The organism is Pseudomonas frigoris (assembly GCF_047758635.1).
In the GTDB taxonomy this organism is placed as follows: Bacteria; Pseudomonadota; Gammaproteobacteria; order Pseudomonadales; family Pseudomonadaceae; genus Aquipseudomonas; species Aquipseudomonas frigoris.
Genome location: NZ_CP180479.1, coordinates 1,707,931 through 1,725,139, shown reverse-complemented (window position 1 = coordinate 1,725,139; position 17,209 = coordinate 1,707,931). Strand labels below are relative to the sequence as shown.

The 17,209-nt window shown below is 60.0% G+C and carries 18 protein-coding genes and 1 pseudogene; 10 read left to right on the top strand and 9 right to left on the bottom strand.

Annotated features, from left to right (window positions below):
• The first annotated feature begins 45 nt into the window (after positions 1 to 45).
• Positions 46 to 585, top strand: coding sequence for a DUF1003 domain-containing protein (locus tag ACMXYH_RS07775; protein WP_415766759.1), 540 nt, complete (start codon positions 46 to 48; stop codon positions 583 to 585).
• Positions 586 to 592: 7 nt separating this feature from the next.
• Here the strand turns inward: ACMXYH_RS07775 and ACMXYH_RS07770 are convergent, their stop codons facing one another.
• The gene (locus ACMXYH_RS07770; protein ID WP_415766758.1) at positions 593 to 1,534 is read right to left on the bottom strand and encodes a LysR family transcriptional regulator; all 942 of its coding nucleotides are present in this window, start codon (positions 1,532 to 1,534) and stop codon (positions 593 to 595) included.
• Positions 1,535 to 1,549: 15 nt separating this feature from the next.
• Here ACMXYH_RS07770 and ACMXYH_RS07765 point away from each other — a divergent pair, with 15 nt between their 5' ends.
• On the top strand, positions 1,550 to 2,257 hold the full coding sequence (locus ACMXYH_RS07765; RefSeq protein WP_415766757.1) for a CTP synthase C-terminal region-related (seleno)protein: 708 nt from the start codon (positions 1,550 to 1,552) through the stop codon (positions 2,255 to 2,257).
• Positions 2,254 to 2,577: an antibiotic biosynthesis monooxygenase family protein gene (locus ACMXYH_RS07760; RefSeq protein WP_415766756.1), complete on the top strand. Its 324-nt coding sequence runs from the start codon at positions 2,254 to 2,256 to the stop codon at positions 2,575 to 2,577. The genes ACMXYH_RS07765 and ACMXYH_RS07760 overlap by 4 nt, the downstream gene beginning before the upstream one ends.
• 125 nt (positions 2,578 to 2,702) lie before the next feature.
• Here the strand turns inward: ACMXYH_RS07760 and ACMXYH_RS07755 are convergent, their stop codons facing one another.
• Positions 2,703 to 3,029 (bottom strand): DUF2025 family protein, encoded by a 327-nt coding sequence (locus ACMXYH_RS07755; RefSeq protein WP_415766755.1) that lies wholly within the window; start codon positions 3,027 to 3,029, stop codon positions 2,703 to 2,705.
• Positions 3,030 to 3,263: 234 nt separating this feature from the next.
• Between ACMXYH_RS07755 and ACMXYH_RS07750 the strand changes: the two genes are divergently transcribed.
• The 3 genes from ACMXYH_RS07750 to ACMXYH_RS07740 all read left to right on the top strand — a co-directional run bounded on the left by ACMXYH_RS07750 (position 3,264) and on the right by ACMXYH_RS07740 (position 6,126).
• On the top strand, positions 3,264 to 4,391 hold the full coding sequence (locus tag ACMXYH_RS07750) for a glycerophosphodiester phosphodiesterase (RefSeq protein ID WP_415766754.1): 1,128 nt from the start codon (positions 3,264 to 3,266) through the stop codon (positions 4,389 to 4,391).
• Between the two features lie 110 nt (positions 4,392 to 4,501).
• Positions 4,502 to 4,819: a PepSY domain-containing protein gene (locus ACMXYH_RS07745; RefSeq protein ID WP_415766753.1), complete on the top strand. Its 318-nt coding sequence runs from the start codon at positions 4,502 to 4,504 to the stop codon at positions 4,817 to 4,819.
• Positions 4,820 to 4,953: 134 nt separating this feature from the next.
• Positions 4,954 to 6,126, top strand: coding sequence for a GAF domain-containing sensor histidine kinase (locus ACMXYH_RS07740; protein WP_415766752.1), 1,173 nt, complete (start codon positions 4,954 to 4,956; stop codon positions 6,124 to 6,126).
• 15 nt (positions 6,127 to 6,141) lie between these two features.
• Here ACMXYH_RS07740 and ACMXYH_RS07735 read toward each other — a convergent pair whose 3' ends face one another.
• The 3 genes from ACMXYH_RS07735 to ACMXYH_RS07725 all read right to left on the bottom strand — a co-directional run bounded on the left by ACMXYH_RS07735 (position 6,142) and on the right by ACMXYH_RS07725 (position 8,821).
• Positions 6,142 to 6,489, bottom strand: coding sequence for a hypothetical protein (locus ACMXYH_RS07735; protein WP_415766751.1), 348 nt, complete (start codon positions 6,487 to 6,489; stop codon positions 6,142 to 6,144).
• A gap of 159 nt (positions 6,490 to 6,648) precedes the next feature.
• Positions 6,649 to 7,086, bottom strand: a complete 438-nt coding sequence (locus tag ACMXYH_RS07730) for a hypothetical protein (RefSeq protein WP_129437704.1) — start codon at positions 7,084 to 7,086, stop codon at positions 6,649 to 6,651.
• A gap of 112 nt (positions 7,087 to 7,198) precedes the next feature.
• Entirely contained in the window at positions 7,199 to 8,821 is a 1,623-nt protein-coding gene (locus tag ACMXYH_RS07725; protein WP_415766750.1) for a methyl-accepting chemotaxis protein, read from the bottom strand.
• Positions 8,822 to 9,244: 423 nt separating this feature from the next.
• On the opposite strand from ACMXYH_RS07725, the gene ACMXYH_RS07720 reads away from it, so the two are divergent.
• Positions 9,245 to 10,267 carry a transporter gene (locus ACMXYH_RS07720; protein WP_415766749.1) on the top strand — a complete coding sequence of 341 codons (1,023 nt, stop codon included), beginning with the start codon at positions 9,245 to 9,247 and terminating at the stop codon, positions 10,265 to 10,267.
• Between the two features lie 200 nt (positions 10,268 to 10,467).
• A complete protein-coding gene (locus ACMXYH_RS07715; RefSeq protein ID WP_415766748.1) occupies positions 10,468 to 12,081 on the top strand; it encodes an inorganic phosphate transporter in 1,614 nt (537 codons plus the stop codon).
• 132 nt (positions 12,082 to 12,213) lie between these two features.
• Here the strand turns inward: ACMXYH_RS07715 and ACMXYH_RS07710 are convergent, their stop codons facing one another.
• Positions 12,214 to 13,110 carry a LysR family transcriptional regulator gene (locus ACMXYH_RS07710; protein ID WP_415766747.1) on the bottom strand — a complete coding sequence of 299 codons (897 nt, stop codon included), beginning with the start codon at positions 13,108 to 13,110 and terminating at the stop codon, positions 12,214 to 12,216.
• 121 nt (positions 13,111 to 13,231) lie between these two features.
• Here ACMXYH_RS07710 and ACMXYH_RS07705 point away from each other — a divergent pair.
• Positions 13,232 to 13,990: pseudogene (locus tag ACMXYH_RS07705) on the top strand (SDR family NAD(P)-dependent oxidoreductase).
• Positions 13,991 to 14,099: 109 nt separating this feature from the next.
• On the opposite strand, the gene ACMXYH_RS07700 reads toward ACMXYH_RS07705, so the two are convergent.
• Complete coding sequence (locus ACMXYH_RS07700; RefSeq protein WP_134417762.1) at positions 14,100 to 14,537, bottom strand: multidrug/biocide efflux PACE transporter; 438 nt, start codon at positions 14,535 to 14,537, stop codon at positions 14,100 to 14,102.
• A gap of 90 nt (positions 14,538 to 14,627) precedes the next feature.
• Between ACMXYH_RS07700 and ACMXYH_RS07695 the strand changes: the two genes are divergently transcribed.
• On the top strand, positions 14,628 to 15,482 hold the full coding sequence (locus ACMXYH_RS07695) for a LysR family transcriptional regulator (protein ID WP_415766746.1): 855 nt from the start codon (positions 14,628 to 14,630) through the stop codon (positions 15,480 to 15,482).
• A 107-nt stretch (positions 15,483 to 15,589) separates the two neighbouring features.
• Here the strand turns inward: ACMXYH_RS07695 and ACMXYH_RS07690 are convergent, their stop codons facing one another.
• Positions 15,590 to 16,825, bottom strand: a complete 1,236-nt coding sequence (locus ACMXYH_RS07690; RefSeq protein ID WP_415766745.1) for an RNA polymerase sigma factor — start codon at positions 16,823 to 16,825, stop codon at positions 15,590 to 15,592.
• The gene (locus tag ACMXYH_RS07685) at positions 16,825 to 17,175 is read right to left on the bottom strand and encodes a YciI family protein (protein WP_008151161.1); all 351 of its coding nucleotides are present in this window, start codon (positions 17,173 to 17,175) and stop codon (positions 16,825 to 16,827) included. Before ACMXYH_RS07685 ends, ACMXYH_RS07690 begins: the two co-directional genes overlap by 1 nt.
• Positions 17,176 to 17,209: the final 34 nt, after the last annotated feature.

Below are 17,209 nucleotides of genomic sequence, written 5' to 3'. Positions count from 1 at the left end.
TGGGGCTATAGTGAGCCTCAGTCCCAGCGCCATGCAGAGAGCACCATGACCACCACGACTTCCGACACTCAACCCGCCCTCCCCGTCGACCATCTGCGCTTTCATCGCCCCCACGCACATCTGGCGCCCACGTTCGGCAACGACAAGTTTGCCCTGCGCGCCGAGGCCTTCGCGCGGTTCTTCGGCACGCCGACCTTTCTCGGAGCGCAGACGCTGATCGTGGTGGTATGGATTTGCCTCAATCTGTTCGGCGTGGCCCACTTCGACCTCTACCCGTTCATCCTGCTCAACCTCGCATTCAGCCTGCAAGCGGCTTATGCCGCGCCGCTGATCCTGCTGGCCCAGACCCGCCAAGCAGCACGCGACAAAGCCCAGTCTGAAGCCGATGCGCTGCACCGCGAAACCCTGGCCGTCGCCAACAGTGAACGTCAAGCGCAAGCGGCGCAGAACACCGCGCAACTGCTGGAACTGCTCGAGCAAAACACTCGGCTCACCGAAATGACCAAGGCCCTCACCGAACGCATCGAAAGCCTGACCTCGGAAATGCATCAGCACTTCGTGCGCAAGGATCAGCCGAAGGTTTAGCGCTCGGTCAAGGCAATCGAAGCGCCCGCCCCAACTCATCGAACAACGTCACCACCGAGCGCAAGGCGCGGCAGTCGGGGCGGGTCAGCAACCAGAGTGCCGTGTCGTAACCGTGTAGTGGCTCGCTCAACGGTTGCAGCTCTTCACCGATGAGGAAGTCCGGCAATGCCGCGACACCGAGCCCGGCCCGCACCAGCTCAGTCACCGACAACATGCTGTTGCAGCGATAACCCGGTGTGACGCCGGGAAACTGCTGACGGCGCCACACGACGGTGGGGTGATCGGGGAGGAAGTCGTCCGGGGCGATCCAGGTCAGCGAAGCCAAGTCTTCGGAATCGACCGATTTCAGATACGCCTCACTGGCACAGACTCGATACGACACCTTAGCCAATCGCCGGCCAACCAAGTGCTCGGGCGGTGTGCGGGTCAGGCGCAAGGCGATATCCGCGTCCCGGCGGCTCAGATTGGCGAAGTCGTTGGAGGTACTCAACTCGATGGTCAGCGCCGGGTAAGACGGCATGAACCGCGCCAGCGCCGGCAACAGCAAACCCTGCAAGACCGAATCGGTGCAGGTCAGGCGCACCGTGCCGCTGATGACTTCACCGCCCTGCTCCACGCCAATGCGCGCCGCCTCCAGCGCCTGTTCGGCCCGCTCAGCCTGCTCGGCCAGGGTTTGCGCCAAGGTGGTGGGCAAGTAGCCGGCGCGGCTTTTTTCGAACAGTTGCTGGCCCAGCGCGGCTTCCAGTCGGCGCACGGCGCGAAATACGGTCGAGACGTCGACCTTCAACAGCGTCGATGCCCGGGCCAGAGAACCGCCGCGCACCAGCGCGAGGATCAGGGACAGGTCGGGGTAATCCAGTCGATAGTGCATCGGTGCATTGATCAATTGGGATAACGCCAATATTGAGTGCGTGAACGCCAATCTATAGTGGGTGCCAGGAATCAACAAGCGTGGAGCGCACTCATGGAAACCCGCCCAATCCGCATCGCCTTGATCGGCGATTACGACCCGCAAGTCACCGCTCACCAGGCCATCCCCATCGCCCTCGGCATGGCCGCCGAACAGGCGGGCACAGACGTGCAGCTCCAGTGGTTGGCCACCGACCGCATCAGCGCCGATGCGCCATTGGCTGGCTTCGACGGTTTCTGGTGCGTACCTGCCAGCCCTTACCACGATATGGACGGTGCGTTGCGGGCGATTCGTTTTGCCCGTGAACAGCAGCGACCGTTCCTTGGCACCTGTGGCGGTTTTCAACACGCAGTACTCGAATACGCCCGAAATGTCCTGGGTTGGGAAGATGCCGAACATGGCGAGACTTCACCCGATGCAACGCGAGCGCTGCTCACGCCACTGACCTGTTCGCTAGTGGAGGCCGTTGACAGCATTCATCTGGTTGAAGGCTCGTTGATCGCCCAGGCGTACGAAAACGCCGAGATTGTCGAAGGATATCGCTGCCGCTACGGCGTTAATCCAGCGTTCGAACGTGAGTTGTTGACCCAACAGCTGTACGCCGTTGGACACGATTCAACCGGCGACTTGCGGGCGGTGGAACTCAAAGGTCATCCGTTCTTCGTCGCGACGCTGTTCCAACCTGAACGCGCCGCGCTCAAAGGCAATCTGCCGCCGCTGGTCCGTGCGTTGATCGCAGCCTGCAAGAGGCAGAAGTCATGATCGCCAAGACTCCGCCAGCGCCTTACTACGCGGTGATTTTTACCTCCCTGCGCACCGACGGTGATCACGGCTACGAGCAGGCCGCCAGGCGCACGGTCGAACTGGCCCGTGAGCAACCTGGTTTCCTGGGTGTGGAATCGGCTCGGGGTGAGGACGGGCTCGGGATTACGGTGTCCTACTGGGCCAGCGAAGCAGCGATCCTGGCGTGGAAACATCATCCCGAGCACAGTGAGATTCGCGAGCGCGGGCGGTCGACCTGGTACTCGTCTTGCCATACGCGGGTGTGCAAGGTTGAGCGGGCGTATGCGTTCAAGCAGTAAATGATGCGGCGTTCTTCAGTCCGCCTTCGCGAGCAAGCCCGCTCCCACATTGGTCTTGTGATCGACACATAACCCATGTGGGAGCGGGCTTGCTCGCGAAGAGGCCAGCACAAACACCGCAAAACTCAGCTCTGCACCAAACTGCGAACCGCCAAAATCTGCGGCACGTCCCGCCGATTCATGTACACCCGCAACGGCTCGGTGATGTTGATCCGGTCATCGATGTTCTGATCCAGCAACAACTGAATCAACTCACGCTTGAGCGTCATGGCCTGCGCGGAACCTGGGGCCCAGACGAATTCACTGGTGGGAATAATGCCGTCATCCGCCACGTCCATGCCGAAGGCGTCTTCGCTGAAACGAACGATGTAGTGGCCGGTCTTGCGATTGAGGCCGACGAAGCCTTTGAGTTGGTCGGCGGCCTGGCAGATGAGCTCGGAAGTGATGCGCATGATAAACCTCACAGAAGGTCGCGAAGGACCGGTGATCGATGGTTTACACGCAGGGCAAGCGGATGGGCGTTCCCTCTGCCGGGGTAACTGCCGGGGCCAAGAGTACTGCAAAGAAGCGCACAAAAGCGCTGAAAAAATCTGCTTTAAACACGTTTATGTCGGTCTGGCGATAGCGCAAGCGGCGCTCAGTTGCTAAAAGGTACGTCTTTGAAAATCTGCGAAAGGACCTCGACCATGCCTGTTACCTTCACCAAGAGCGCCCTGTTGCTGAGTCTGATGCTGGGCCTCGGCCAGGCACAGGCCGCCAGCGAACCAAGCCCCACCGCATTGGCAACCCGCACGGGCATCCCCCATCCGGCCGTGATCGCCCACCGTGGCGCGTCGTTCGATGCACCGGAATCCACCGCCGCAGCCTACAAACTGGCCCGCGATCTGGGTGCCGACTACCTGGAAATGGACGTGCAACGCAGCAAGGATGGCGTGCTCTTCGCCCTGCACGACAACAACCTGCAACGCACCACCGACGTCGCCAGCAAATTCCCTGAACGCAAGGACCGCCCGGCCAACGAGTTCACTATCGCCGAGCTGAAAACCCTCGATGCCGGCAGCTGGTTCAACACCGCCTACCCGGATCGCGCGCGTCCTGCGTACGCCGGTCTGAAAATCCTGACCCTCGATGAAATCATCGATATTGCCCAAGGCAACCCGCTGCACAAACCCGGCCTGTACATCGAAACCAAAGAGCCGAAGCAGTTTCCCGGGATCGAGCGCGACCTCAAGGAAAAACTCCAGGATCGCGGCTGGTTGAGCCCGGCGGGTTCGAAACTGGCGAAGAGCGACCTGGCCGTCGGCCAGGGCAAAGGCAAGGTCGTGCTGCAAACCTTCGAGAAGAGCAGCCTCGAACTGCTCGAGAAGGAAATGCCGAAAGTGCCGAAAATCCTCCTGTTATGGGTCGGTGAAGGCAGCATCGAGCCGAAATCCAAGGTGACGTTTGCCGAGTCCGGCGACAAGGACAAAGCCACTTACTACGCCAAACAGCAACCGAAGGATAAAGCCGAATTCCAGCAATGGGTCGAGTACGCCAAAGCCCAGGGCGCGATCGGCACCGGTCCTTCTGCTGCGCTGACCACGGGTGGTGATCAGAGTTACTCGGACCTGGTGCAACCGTGGATGAACCAGTACACCCACGATCAGGGCTTGTTGGTGCACGTCTACACCATCGACGATGCCGTGGATTACCAGAAAGTCATGGACGCCGGCGTCGACGGCATCTTCACCAACCGCGCCAGCGAACTGCTCAAGTTCTACAAACGCCCGGCGGCGGCCAGTGTTGCGCAGTTGCTGCAGAACAACGGTTACTGATGAACGAGGGAACGATCTTCGCTCAGTCACGTTCGGTGAATTAAGGGTGGATTAAGTTGCGCCGGTTAGCCTGATCCCACTTAAACAGATCACCCCAAGGAAAGAATCTCATGAAAACCCTGACTGCCCTGTTCACTGCCGCTGCCCTGACTCTCACCGCTGGCCTGGCCCAGGCCGATGTTCGTCCTGACCTGATCCCGGGTCTGCTCAAGGCTGGCACCATAATGGACCTGGAAAAACTCAACCAGGCCGCCCTCGCTGAACACCCAGGCAGCACCGCAACGAACATCACCGATACCGAACTGGAACAGACCGCCACTGGCGCTTACGTCTACCAGGTGGAAATTCGTGACGCCAAAAACGTTGAGTGGGACGTGGATGTGGACGCCAAGACCGGCAAAGTCCTGAGCAACAAACAAGACAAGTAATCACATCGCAAAAAGCCGCACGATCTTCGGATCGTGCGGCTTTTTTGCACGTCAAATTCAGGCAATCAAGTCGCGCCAACGCCGCGCCAGCCCGCTAGAATCTCACCATACTGTTCATGCAGAGGTTGATTGAAATGGGGCAAGCAGCGGCTGCAGACATCGCCACGATCGGTCGGATCGGCGCGGTGCCGGCAATTCTTCAGGTGATCCGTGAGTTGACCGGCCTGCGCTTCGCCGCGGTGGCTCGCGTTACCGAAGACTCCTGGACCGCTTGCGCTGTGCTTGATCAACTGGATTTCGGATTGCAAGTCGGCGGCGAACTGGATGTGGTCACGACGCTGTGCCATGAAATTCGTCAGGCGCATCATTCGGTGGTCATCGACAAGGCCAGTGAAGACCCGCTCTACCGCGACCACCACACACCTCGCCTCTATCAGTTCGAAAGCTACATCTCCGTACCGATTTTCCGCACCGACGGACGCTTTTTCGGCACCCTCTGCGCTCTTGACCCCAATCCTGCGCCACTCAAATCCAGCACGATCCAGAGCACCATGGAATCCTTCGCCCGAATGCTGGCGCTGCAAATCGAGGCCGAAGAAAACCTGCAAAAGACCGAAGCAGCGCTGAGGCAGGAACGCGAAGCCGCCGAACTGCGCGAACAGTTCATCGCCGTGCTCGGGCATGATCTGCGCAACCCCTTGTTCGCCATCAGCGCCGGCGCTGAAATGCTCCTGCGCAAACTACCCGATCCGGCGAATCAGCAGCGGGCCCGGCACATCCTCACCAGCGCCCGACGTGCGACCAAACTGGTCGATGACGTTCTGGATTTCGCTCGCGGCTCACTGGGTCGTGGCATCCCGGTCAACATCAAGCCGTGCCCGGATCTCGAGGATGCATTGCGGCATGTGATTTCTGAAGTTCAGAGCGTCCATCCCGGCCGTACCATTCAATCGTCCATCGGCGACCTGCACAGCGTTCATTGCGATCGCGAGCGGGTCGCGCAGTTACTTTCCAATCTGGTAGCGAACGCGGTTGCTCATGGCGATCCCGACGGCCCGATCGATATCAGCGCGCAGATCAATGAAGGACAGTTCGTGCTGAGCGTAAACAATCAGGGGTTGATTGCCGAGGATGCGCTGCCTCATCTGTTCAGACCCTACTCGCGACCGGCCAGCGGAACACCGCAGACCGGCCTCGGGTTGGGGTTGTACATTGCCAGTCAGATTGCGCAGTCCCATGGCGGAAAACTGGACGTGGTCTCGACCGGGCAACAGGGCACGACGTTTACGTTCAGCTTGCCGGTGTGATCTGCCAGGCTCGAATCACTTGACCATAATGATCAACGGCTTGGAGCGCCAGATTCGGTCGTCTCTGACAACCTCATAAAAGGTAGTCACCAAACCCGGTGTGATGAAGGTTTCCTTCACATAGAAATGCACAGGGTTTACTTCTTCAATCTCGGTGACCTCATGCGTAAAAACTGTTTCAGTGCCTGCTTTGGTGATCCATACCACCTCAAGATGATCCCCTTCGCTCAAACCCTGTTTGCCAGGGACAGACGCCCGCGGACCGGGAGCCGAGGGTAAAGACACCTCACCCTCATACTCCTGACCTTCGACCGGCGTCATGCTCGGGATCGTCAGCTTTTCCAACACTTCAAGCGTAGACATGGGAACACTCCTTATCGGGATAATCGCGCCATTGCGCTGACCCGATCATCAAGCCGGCAGGAATGCGTCCCGTCTACTGTCAGAAATAACAGGTACCTTCTGAATCAATGGGTTTGAAGCGTCGAATCCGACCAGCGGTCATGCCTACTGAACCGAATATCAGGCCGAAGTGCTGACCAGCGATCCCGACGTACTGGAACCGGAATCCTGCAACGCCTGCAACAACGCCGCCGTTGCCGTCTGCAATGACCCCGAAGTCGTCGCAATCTGCGACTGAGCCGCCGCGACGTCCGCCGCTTTGGCTTCGGCGCTTTCCTGTTTGGCCTGGGCCGCTTGCAGTTGCTGCTGTTGTTCCTGCAATTGCTTTTGCAATTCGGCGATCTGCTTGCGCAGCTCTTTCACCGTATCGGATTCTTCGCTGCTGCTGGAACTGCTGCCGCTCGCCGCAGGGGCGCCGCCGGCGGATACCTTGGTGGTGTCGCTGGACGCCTCAGCGGTTGCCGTGACTGACGTGTCATCGGTGCTGTCACTGACGGCAGTCTTGTTCGAAGCAGTCGAGGCCGTCGGGGTGATCGAAACGGAAGTGATGCTGACCATGGCGGTTTTCCATTGGGTTTATGGGATTACCGTGGTCATCGACATCGACACTGCGGACTTGAGATCGACTGTGTACCGACTCGGTAAGCAAACCGGTACACAGCCCTTCCCGTTACGCGCTTAAACGTGCCGTCACTTCATTCAACTGCCCCGACAACCCGTGCAGGTTGTGGCTGGCCGCTTCGGTGCGCTGCACGTTATCCAGATTGGTGCTGGCGATGCTGGTGATCTCGGTGAGGTTGCGCGAGATGTCTTCGGCCACCGACGTCTGCTCTTCCGCGGCGGTGGCGATCTGGCGGTTCATGTCGCGGATGGCTTCCACGGCAAGGGTGATGCGCTCCAGCATGGCGCCGGCCTGGGTCACTTGCTCGACACTTTCCTCACTGCGCGACTGACCGCTTTCAATCGCCTGAGCGGCGTCCACCGCACCGGTTTGCACCGTTTGAATGATCTGGTTGATCTCGATAATCGACGCCGCCGTGCGCTGGGCCAGGCTGCGGACTTCATCGGCCACCACCGCAAAACCGCGCCCGGCTTCACCGGCACGGGCTGCTTCGATGGCGGCGTTGAGCGCCAGCAGATTGGTCTGCTCGGCGATGCCGCGAATCACTTCCAGTACCTTGCCGATGCGCCCGCTGTCGGTTTCCAGACGACGGATGACCGTGGCGGTATTGGCGATTTCGCCGCGCATTTGGGTGATGGTGTGAATGGTGCCCTGCATGACCTTTTCGCCCTGCTGGGCGGACTGGTCGGCATCGTCGGCGGCACGTGCCGCATCGGCAGCGTGGCGTGCGACTTCTTGCGCGGTAGCGGACATTTCGTTCATCGCCGTGGCCACCTGATCAGTACGGTTGAACTGCTCGTTGGTGCCGCTGGCCATGAGGCTGGCGATGGAGTTCAGTTCACCGCTGGCGCTGTCCAGATCCTTGGCGCTGCGCTGCAAACGACTGAAGGTTTCGGCGAGGAAATCGCGAAGTGTATTGGCCGCTGTCGCCAATTTGCCCAGCTCATCCTGACGGGTGCTGGCCACGCGTTCGGCGAAACGACCCTGGCTGAGTTGCGCTACGTACTCGATCAGTTTGCGAATCGGTTCCACCAGGTTGCGGTTGACCAGCCACAGGCTCAGCAACCCGATCAACAGACCCGAGGCGAGCATCACAATGATCCCCAGCAACACGGTGCGGTCGGCGTCGGCGCTGATCAGCTTCGATTGCTCGGCACCCTGCTTGCGCAATTCGCTGACCAACTCGGTCATCTGATCGCTGGTCGCGCGGTCAACACCTTTGACCGCCGTGTCGCCAGCCGTTGGGTCGGCGCCTGCCGCCACGTAGGCGTCACGGCCCTTCTGATAAGCCGCGCCCAACAGACGATGTTCGTCCCGCAGGCGTTCGATGCGGGTTTTCAGCTGCGGCTCGATACCCTTCTGCCCGGCCAGTTCGCCGAGGATGTCCTGCACATCGCGCTGACGGTCTTCGAATTGCTTCCAGTACTTATCCAGATCCGCGGGTTGTTTGCCACGCAGCAGGACGTTTTTCCACTCCTGAACCTGAACCTTGAATTGCAGGTTGGCTTCATCGATCAATTGCGAGGTGTGCAGCGGGCCTTCGATCAGATTCGCGTAGCTCTGAACACCGTTGGACAGAAAATGAAAACAGGCCAGGGCGATCAACAACATCGCGAACAAGCTGCCGCTCAACAACGCGAGGATTTGTGCTCTCAGGGATTTTTGCAGCATCGAGTGATACTCATGACAAGGAGGAGACACGCCGCGATCAGGCGTGAAAGGTGTTCGGACATCCCTGTCTGCGACCTTGGTCAGTGGCCAAAGCCATGCAAGTTCACGTCAGCAGGATCGGCGTGCCAGAGCGGTTCTTTAATCAATTCCGACCGTCGGTAGTGCCACTATTTCGCCTCCACCGCTCTGTCACAAAACCGTCAAAACTCCTTGCGATGATGCGGCTCAAGTGAACCTGAAAAATCCGCCGTAACGCGACCTGTAGCAGCTGGCGAAGCCTGCGTTCGGCTGCGTAGCAGTCGTGAAATCAGACAATGCGTTGCGTCAGGTAGACCGCGCGCTCAGGTTTTACGACTGCTCCGCAGCCGAACGCAGGCTTCGCCAGCTGCTACATAGAGCAATAGCGCTCCTTTGCGAGACCTCATGAACCACAGCATCGACCAAAGCCATCGCGACACGGACCTGTTCGGTCTGCTGTACGGTTTCAGTTTTCGCCCCGGCGAGCGCGGTCGCGAGCTCGATTCGGCCAAGGCCTTGCAGTGCCTGCAACAACCCGGCGACAACGACGAATTTCTCTGGCTGCACCTCAACCTGGCCCACGCCGCATGCGAGCGCTGGATGAAAAGCCATCTGGAATTGCCCGACGAATTTTTCGAAGCGCTGCATGAGGGCTCTCGTTCGACGCGCATCGTGCATGTGGATTCGGCGTTGCTGGCGGTGGTCAACGACGTGGTGTTCAACCTCAGCAGCATGGTTTCTTCAGATGTTTCAACGCTGTGGGTCTGCGCCCGCAGTCGGATGATCATCAGCGCACGGCTGCAACCGCTGCACTCGGTGGACAAGCTGCGCTCGTCGGTGAAGGCCGGTGAGTGCTTTCGCTCGCCGCTGGAATTGCTGGTGCATCTGCTGCGCGATCAGGGCGAAGTGCTGACCCAGATCGTGCGCAAGACCAGCCTCAGTGTCGATCAGATCGAAGATGAATTGCTGTCCTCGCGGCTGTCGACCAACCGGGCCGAACTGGGTGCTAACCGACGGGTGCTGGTGCGCCTGCAACGCTTGTTGGCGCTGGAACCGGGCTCGTTGCTGCGCCTGCTTAATCGCCCGCCGCAGTGGTTGCAGAAGGAAGACGTCAAGGAGCTGCGCAAGTCCACCGAGGAGTTCGCGCTGATCATTAACGACCTCACGGCGCTCGGCGAACGGATCAAGCTGTTGCAGGAAGAAATCGCCGCCAACCTCAACGAACAGAGCAACCGCACATTGTTCACCCTGACCGTGGTGACGGTGCTGGCGTTGCCGATCAACATCATCGCCGGGTTCTTTGGCATGAACGTCGGTGGGGTGCCGCTTTCCGGCGACCCGGAAGGGTTCTGGATTCTGGTGGCCTTGGTCGCGACGTTTACCGTGATCGCCGGGCGTTGGGCGTTTCGTAAGCGCCAGGATTATTAAGATCAAAAGATCGCAGCCTCGTTTCACTCGACAGCTCCTACAGGGTTGCGCATTCCAAATGTAGGAGCTGTCGAGTGAAACGAGGCTGCGATCTTTTGATTCTGCCTTTAAAAAACCCAAACCCTGACCCAGCGCAGCCTCCCTGTAACATTCAGCAACGATCATGGGCGACACTCCCTCTCCCCTTAGGATTGTCCGTCATGGCTACTCCTTCCTTCTCCGCCGCACAGGCGTCCGCCAGTAGCGCCAAACCGCAACTCGATAAAAAGCCCGGCCTGCTGACCATCGTGATTTTCTTCGCTGTGCTGGGCAGCGGGCTGTTGTTCACCGCCTACAGTCTGATGCACGACATGAACGAACTCGGCACTGTGGTGACCACCTGGACGCCGTTTCTGCTGTTGGGCGTGGCGCTGCTGATTGCCCTCGGCTTTGAGTTCGTCAACGGTTTCCACGACACCGCCAACGCCGTGGCCACGGTGATTTACACCAACTCCTTGCCGCCGAATTTCGCAGTGGCCTGGTCCGGGTTCTTCAACTTCCTCGGGGTGCTGCTGTCCAGCGGCGCGGTGGCGTTTGGCATCATCGCCCTGCTGCCGGTGGAGCTGATTCTGCAAGTCGGTTCCTCCGCTGGTTTCGCGATGATCTTCGCCCTGTTGATCGCCGCGATCCTGTGGAACCTCGGCACCTGGTGGCTGGGTTTGCCGGCGTCTTCGTCGCATACCCTGATCGGTTCGATCATCGGCGTCGGCGTGGCCAATGCCCTGATGCACGGTCGTGACGGCACCAGCGGCGTGGACTGGGCGCAGGCAACCAAAGTCGGTTACGCGCTGTTGCTGTCGCCGCTGATCGGCTTCGCGTTTGCTGCGCTGTTGCTGTTGGCCTTGCGTGCTTTCGTGAAAAATCGTGCGCTGTACAAAGCACCGAAAGGGGACACTCCGCCACCGTGGTGGATTCGCGGCATGTTGATCCTGACTTGCACCGGCGTGTCCTTCGCCCACGGTTCCAACGATGGCCAGAAAGGCATGGGCCTGATCATGCTGATCCTGGTCGGCACGCTGCCGATGGCTTACGCGCTGAACCGGACGATGCCGGCAGACCAGGCGCTGCAGTTTGCCGCCGTGGCCGAAGTCACCCAGCAAGCGCTGGTCAAAAGTGCGCCGCTGCCAGCGCCGGCCGACCCGCGTCCGGTGCTGTCCGAATACGTGCGCAGCAAGGAAGCCACGCCGCAACTGGTCCCGGCCCTCGCCGCGTTGACCGGCAATATCGGGAATGAAGTGAAGGGCTACGGCTCGCTCTCGAAAGTCCCGGCCGAGGCCATGGGCAACGTGCGTAACGACATGTACCTGACCAGCGAAACCATTCGCCTGATGGACAAAAACAAAGTCGGCAACTTCGACGCCGACACCAACGGCAAGCTGCAACTGTTCAAGCAGCAGATCGACAACGCCACGCGGTTCATTCCGCTGTGGGTGAAAATCGCGGTGGCCATCGCCCTGGGGCTGGGCACCATGGTCGGCTGGAAACGCATCGTGGTGACGGTTGGCGAGAAGATCGGCAAGACTCACCTGACGTATGCGCAAGGCGCCTCGGCGGAAACCGTTGCGATGCTGACCATCGGCGCGGCGGACATGTTCGGCCTGCCGGTCTCAACCACGCACGTGCTGTCTTCGGGCGTGGCCGGGACCATGGTCGCCAACGGCGGCGGCTTGCAGATGAAGACCATCCGCAACCTGCTGATGGCCTGGGTGCTGACCTTGCCGGCGGCGATTCTGTTGTCGGGCAGTTTGTATTGGCTCTTCACCAAATTGTTCTGAAGCCGCGCAATACCCTGTGGGAGCGAGCTTGCTCCGGGCGGCGTTCCGACGATAGCGGACAGACAGTCGACATCTGCGTTGAATGTTCAGCCCCCATCGCGAGCAAGCTCGCTCCCACAGGTTATGTGTTGTTCAAGTGGTGGATTGGATGACGTGCCCCAGCCAATCCATGAACGCCCTGACCCGCAACGGCAAATGCCGTTGCCGGGCATACAACAGCGAAACCTCCATGGACGGCGCGTTGAGCTGCGGCAGCACCGCCACCAGTTCGCCGCTGAGCAGGTGGGGCTGCATGCCCATCAACGGCGCCTGAATCAAACCAAAACCGCCCAGACACGCCGACTCGTAACAATCGGTACTGTTGACCGTGACGCTGCCCGCCATCGGCACTCGATGCAACGTGCCCTCTTCTTCGTACAAAAAACCCTCCGACCGCGAACCCAGTACGCCGACGTAATGGACCAGCCGATGCTGCGTCAGGTCTTCGAGTCGCTCAGGCACGCCATAACATTGCAGATAGGCCGGGCTGGCGCAGTTGACCATCGCAAAATCGCAGAGGTGACGCGCGACCACCGATTGATCCGGCTGCGCGCCGACTCGCACCACGCAATCAAACCCTTCGCTGAGCAAATCGACCCGGCGGTCGGTGCTGCTGATTTCCAGCTCGAGATTGGGGTGCTGCGCCATGAACTCGGGCAGACGCGGCATCACCACCCGACGGGCCAGAATATTCGGCATGTCGATGCGAATCCGCCCAACGAGCGACGCTTCGTCCTGGCGAAACAGCCCTTCGATTTCATCCATGTGCGACAGCAAATCCTTGCTGCGCTCGTACAACACCAGGCCGTCCTGAGTCGCCTGAACCTTGCGCGTGGTGCGTTGCAGTAACCGCGTGCCGACCAGCATTTCTAGGGCCTGCACGTGCTCGGACACGGTGGACCTGGGCAAACCCAGGCTTTCACCGGCAAGGGTAAAACTCGACATCTCGGTGACGCGAACGAAGGTACGCAGCAGTTCCAGCTTGTTCATGGGCCGACCTTTATTGTTCGGATTAACCGACCAGTGATTCCGATTTACGCCTGTTTATCACTTCAGGACGGACAAATAAACTTCCTCCACATCATCACCCACTGCTCCTTGAGGAAGTCCCATGAATCATAAAATCGCACTGATCACCGGCGCCAGCCGCGGCCTTGGCAAAAACGCAGCCCTGCATCTGGCAGCCCAAGGCATCGACGTCATCGGCACCTACAACAGCCGCGCCGAAGAGGCCCAAGCACTGGTCACAGAAATCGAAAGCCTCGGCGGTCGCGCCGTCATGCTGTAACTGGACGTTGGTCAGAGTGAAGGCTTCGCAAATTTCGCCACGCAGGTCGCCGACGTGTTGCGTAGCCATTTTGATCGCGAACACTTCGACTTTTTACTCAACAACGCCGGCATCGGCCTGAATGCAAACTTCGTTGACACCACCGTCGCCCAGTTCGATTCACTGATGAACATCCATCTGAAGGGGCCGTTCTTCCTCACCCAGAACCTGCTGCCGCTGATGGCTGACGGTGGCCGTATCCTCAACGTTTCCAGCGGTCTGACCCGCTTCAGCTTGCCGGGTTACGGCGCTTACGCGGCGATGAAAGGCGCGATGGAAGTGCTGACGCGTTATCAGGCGAAAGAACTCGGTGCCCGCGGTATATCCGTGAACACCCTGGCGCCTGGCGCGATCGAAACCGATTTCGGCGGTGGCACGGTGCGTGATAACAGCGACGTGAACAGCTATGTCGCCGGCAATACCGCGTTGGGGCGCGTTGGTCAGCCGGACGACATCGGTGCTGCGATTGCATTGCTGCTGGCGCCGGGCAGTCAGTGGATCAACGGCCAGCGCGTAGAGGCGTCGGGCGGGATGTTTTTGTAAACGCCATCAATATCAAAAGATCGCAGCCTCGTTTCACTCGACAGCTCCTACAGGGATCGCATTCCAATGTAGGAGCTGTCGAGTGAAACGAGGCTGCGATCTTTTGCTTTTATCCCGAGACAGCCTGGCGCATCACCACCCGCTCGCGCACGACGTCATAGACCCAGTGGTAGACGTAGGTGTACGGCAGGAAAAACAGCAACACGCCGATATCCAGCACGAACGCTTGCCACAGGCTGACCTTCAGCCACCAGGCGATCAGTGGCACACCGACCGCTACCAGACCACCTTCAAACAGCAGCGCATGGACAACGCGTACCCAAGCGTTGTGCACGATGGCGAAGCGTTTGAGCACGCGGTCGAACAGGCCGTTGAAGACCACGTTCCAGGCCAGAGCAAGGGCGGCGATAACAAGAGTGACAACGCCCATCTCGAGCATCGGTTTGTCCATGATCCACGCCAGCAGCGGCGTACAGATCAAAATGGCCAGCAATTCGAAACCGATGGCCTGGAAAATACGTTCAGTGATGGATTTGTTGGCGCTCATGGCCAGACTCCTCTGAGTGACTGTGGTTGCCATGATCCTTCTTCACACCGATACTTCATAACCAATAACCATCGATCAAGGCGATAGTTCATGGCCTCTCAAGAAGTGTTGCAGGCCTTCGTCCAGGCAGCGACTCAAGGTTCGTTTTCCGCCGCGGCGCGCAAACTGGGCCGCAGTCAGTCGACCATCAGCGCCGCCGTGGCCAGCCTTGAAATCGACTTGAACCTGACACTGTTCGACCGCAGCAGCCGTAAACCGAGCCTGACCCCGGCCGGGCACGTGATGCTGCAACGGGCCGAGGAAATCCTGGCCGCCACCAGCCGACTGGAAATGACCGCCAGCCAATTGTCCCAAGGGGTCGAACCGAAGCTGACCGTGGCGATTTCCGACACGTATCAGTCCGACCGATTCGAAGCGGCGCTCAGTGCTTTCGAGCAGCGCTATCCGGACCTGGAACTTGAATGCTTGATCGCCGAGTGCGATGACCTGGTGGCCTTGGTGCAACGGGGTCGGGCGCATGTGGCCTTCGCCGAAAAACAAGACAGTTACCCGCCGGACCTGGTCAGTTCGACCGTGGAAGAACGGACCGAAATTGCCCTGTTCGTGTCCCGCGAGCATCCATTGGCGGCGCTGAGCCACATCGATCAAGACGTGTTGCACCAACACCGGGAGTTGCGTCTGGCGACGATCGTCAATCCGTATGAAAGCCGTGCGAAGGGGCGCGTCTGGTCGGCGCCGAGTTATCTGATGCTGCTGGAAATGGCCCAGGGCGGATTCGGCTGGACGCCGTTGCCCCGGTGGCTGGTGGAGCGATTTGGGCCAGGAACGTTGCAGGAACTGGACGTACGCGGCTGGCCAAAACCGGTGTTCGTCGATGCGCTGTGGTCGCGGCTGCATCCGCCAGGGCCGGCGGGGAGTTGGTTGCTTGGCAAGATGTTGGAATAGCGGTGCTGCCATTCGCGAGCAAGCCCGCTCCCACAGGATTTACGCTAAACCTGTGGGAGCGAGCTTGCTCCGGGCGGCGTTCCGACGATGGGGCCAGCAAATTCACCTTATTTTAATGCCTTGATCCGGGCCTCGATAAACCGCCGTTCCGGCACTTGCTGCGTCAACTCCAACGCCCGCTCATAAGCCGCCCGCGCCTCCTCAACCCGTCCCAGCTGCCGACAAAACTCCGCCCGGGCCGCGTGCGCCAAGTGGTAATCCAGCAAATCACCCCGCGCCAGAATCCCTTCAACCAACGTCAGCCCCGCCAACGGCCCATCCCGTTTGGAGATCGCCGCCGCACGGTTCAATTCGATCACAGGCGAAGGCGCCGCCCGCAACAGCACGTCATACAGACCCACAATCTCCAGCCAGTCCGTTTCCGCCGCCGTGGGCGCTTCGGCATGCGACGCCGCAATCGCCGCTTGCAGGCAATAAGGACCGAATTGCCGAGTCGTCAGCGCCCGCTCTACCAACGCGCAACCCTCTTCGATCATCTCGACGTCCCACAACGAACGGTCCTGCTCATCCAGCACGATCAACTCCCCGCTCGCTGACGTCCGGGCCGGGCGTCGGGACTCGTGCAACAGCATCAGCGCCAGCAGCCCCATCACCTCGGGTTCGGGCAGCAGTTCCATCAACAGACGACCGAGCCGAATCGCCTCGCGGGTCAAATCCTCACGGGTCAGTTCCGCGCCCATGGACGCGGAATAGCCTTCGTTGAACACCAGGTAAATCACCCGCAGCACGCTGTCCAGGCGCTCGGGCAATTCCGCCAGGGTCGGCACTTGATAAGGAATTTTTGCGTCACGGATTTTGGCCTTGGCCCGCACGATGCGCTGGGCGATGGTCGCTGGCGCCGACAGAAAGGCCCGGGCGATTTCTTCCGTGGTCAGGTCGCAGACTTCGCGCAGCGTCAACGGCACCTGGGCGTCCGCCGCGAGTGCCGGGTGACAACAGGTGAAGATCAGGCGCAGGCGATCGTCTTCCACGTCTTCGTCACTCCAGTTGGCCTGCTCCAGCGCCTCCAGTTGAGCGATCAACATCGGTTGCGACGCAATGAAGCGTGCGCGCCGACGCAATACATCAATGGCCTTGAAGCGCCCGGTGGACACGAGCCAGGTACGCGGATTGTCCGGCACACCGTCACGCTGCCAGCGTTCGACCGCGACGAAAAACGCCTCGTGCAAGGCCTCTTCGGCGAGGTCGAAATCTCCGAGCAAACGGATCAGGGTCGCCAGAATCCGCCGCGAGTCTTCGCGGTAAACCTGCTCGACCTGCGCCCGTACCGACTCGGCCGACATCAGGCGCCGGGATTCAACTGACGAACGGGACGCACCTCGACACAGCCGACCCGGGCCGCCGGGATGTTGCCGGCGACCTGGATGGCTTCATTGAGGTCTTTGGCATCGATCAGGTAAAAGCCGGCCAATTGCTCCTTGGTTTCGGCGAACGGGCCGTCGGTGATCGACATCTTCCCGTTGCGCATCCGCACCGTGGTCGCGGTCTGCACCGATTCCAGCGCCTCGGCGGCGACCATTCGGCCGCTGCCCTGGATCGCCTCGGCATAGGCCATGCATTCAGCGTCATTCGGGCTTTCGGGCAGCGAGTGCAACTCGTGCTCGTTGCTGTAGACCAGGCATAAATACTTCATGGGGCTCTCCTGAATCGAACGGATCAACTATGGC

What these genes read in the sequence shown, in the direction of transcription:
- ACMXYH_RS07775 (WP_415766759.1), top strand. Translation starts at nt 46, where the DNA reads ATGACCACCACGACTTCCGACACTCAACCCGCCCTCCCCGTCGACCAT.
- ACMXYH_RS07765 (WP_415766757.1), top strand. Translation starts at nt 1,550, where the DNA reads ATGGAAACCCGCCCAATCCGCATCGCCTTGATCGGCGATTACGACCCG.
- ACMXYH_RS07760 (WP_415766756.1), top strand. Translation starts at nt 2,254, where the DNA reads ATGATCGCCAAGACTCCGCCAGCGCCTTACTACGCGGTGATTTTTACC.
- ACMXYH_RS07755 (WP_415766755.1), bottom strand. Translation starts at nt 3,029, where the DNA reads ATGCGCATCACTTCCGAGCTCATCTGCCAGGCCGCCGACCAACTCAAA.
- ACMXYH_RS07750 (WP_415766754.1), top strand. Translation starts at nt 3,264, where the DNA reads ATGCCTGTTACCTTCACCAAGAGCGCCCTGTTGCTGAGTCTGATGCTG.
- ACMXYH_RS07745 (WP_415766753.1), top strand. Translation starts at nt 4,502, where the DNA reads ATGAAAACCCTGACTGCCCTGTTCACTGCCGCTGCCCTGACTCTCACC.
- ACMXYH_RS07740 (WP_415766752.1), top strand. Translation starts at nt 4,954, where the DNA reads ATGGGGCAAGCAGCGGCTGCAGACATCGCCACGATCGGTCGGATCGGC.
- ACMXYH_RS07735 (WP_415766751.1), bottom strand. Translation starts at nt 6,489, where the DNA reads ATGTCTACGCTTGAAGTGTTGGAAAAGCTGACGATCCCGAGCATGACG.
- ACMXYH_RS07730 (WP_129437704.1), bottom strand. Translation starts at nt 7,086, where the DNA reads ATGGTCAGCATCACTTCCGTTTCGATCACCCCGACGGCCTCGACTGCT.
- ACMXYH_RS07725 (WP_415766750.1), bottom strand. Translation starts at nt 8,821, where the DNA reads ATGCTGCAAAAATCCCTGAGAGCACAAATCCTCGCGTTGTTGAGCGGC.
- ACMXYH_RS07720 (WP_415766749.1), top strand. Translation starts at nt 9,245, where the DNA reads ATGAACCACAGCATCGACCAAAGCCATCGCGACACGGACCTGTTCGGT.
- ACMXYH_RS07715 (WP_415766748.1), top strand. Translation starts at nt 10,468, where the DNA reads ATGGCTACTCCTTCCTTCTCCGCCGCACAGGCGTCCGCCAGTAGCGCC.
- ACMXYH_RS07710 (WP_415766747.1), bottom strand. Translation starts at nt 13,110, where the DNA reads ATGAACAAGCTGGAACTGCTGCGTACCTTCGTTCGCGTCACCGAGATG.
- ACMXYH_RS07700 (WP_134417762.1), bottom strand. Translation starts at nt 14,537, where the DNA reads ATGAGCGCCAACAAATCCATCACTGAACGTATTTTCCAGGCCATCGGT.
- ACMXYH_RS07695 (WP_415766746.1), top strand. Translation starts at nt 14,628, where the DNA reads ATGGCCTCTCAAGAAGTGTTGCAGGCCTTCGTCCAGGCAGCGACTCAA.
- ACMXYH_RS07690 (WP_415766745.1), bottom strand. Translation starts at nt 16,825, where the DNA reads ATGTCGGCCGAGTCGGTACGGGCGCAGGTCGAGCAGGTTTACCGCGAA.
- ACMXYH_RS07685 (WP_008151161.1), bottom strand. Translation starts at nt 17,175, where the DNA reads ATGAAGTATTTATGCCTGGTCTACAGCAACGAGCACGAGTTGCACTCG.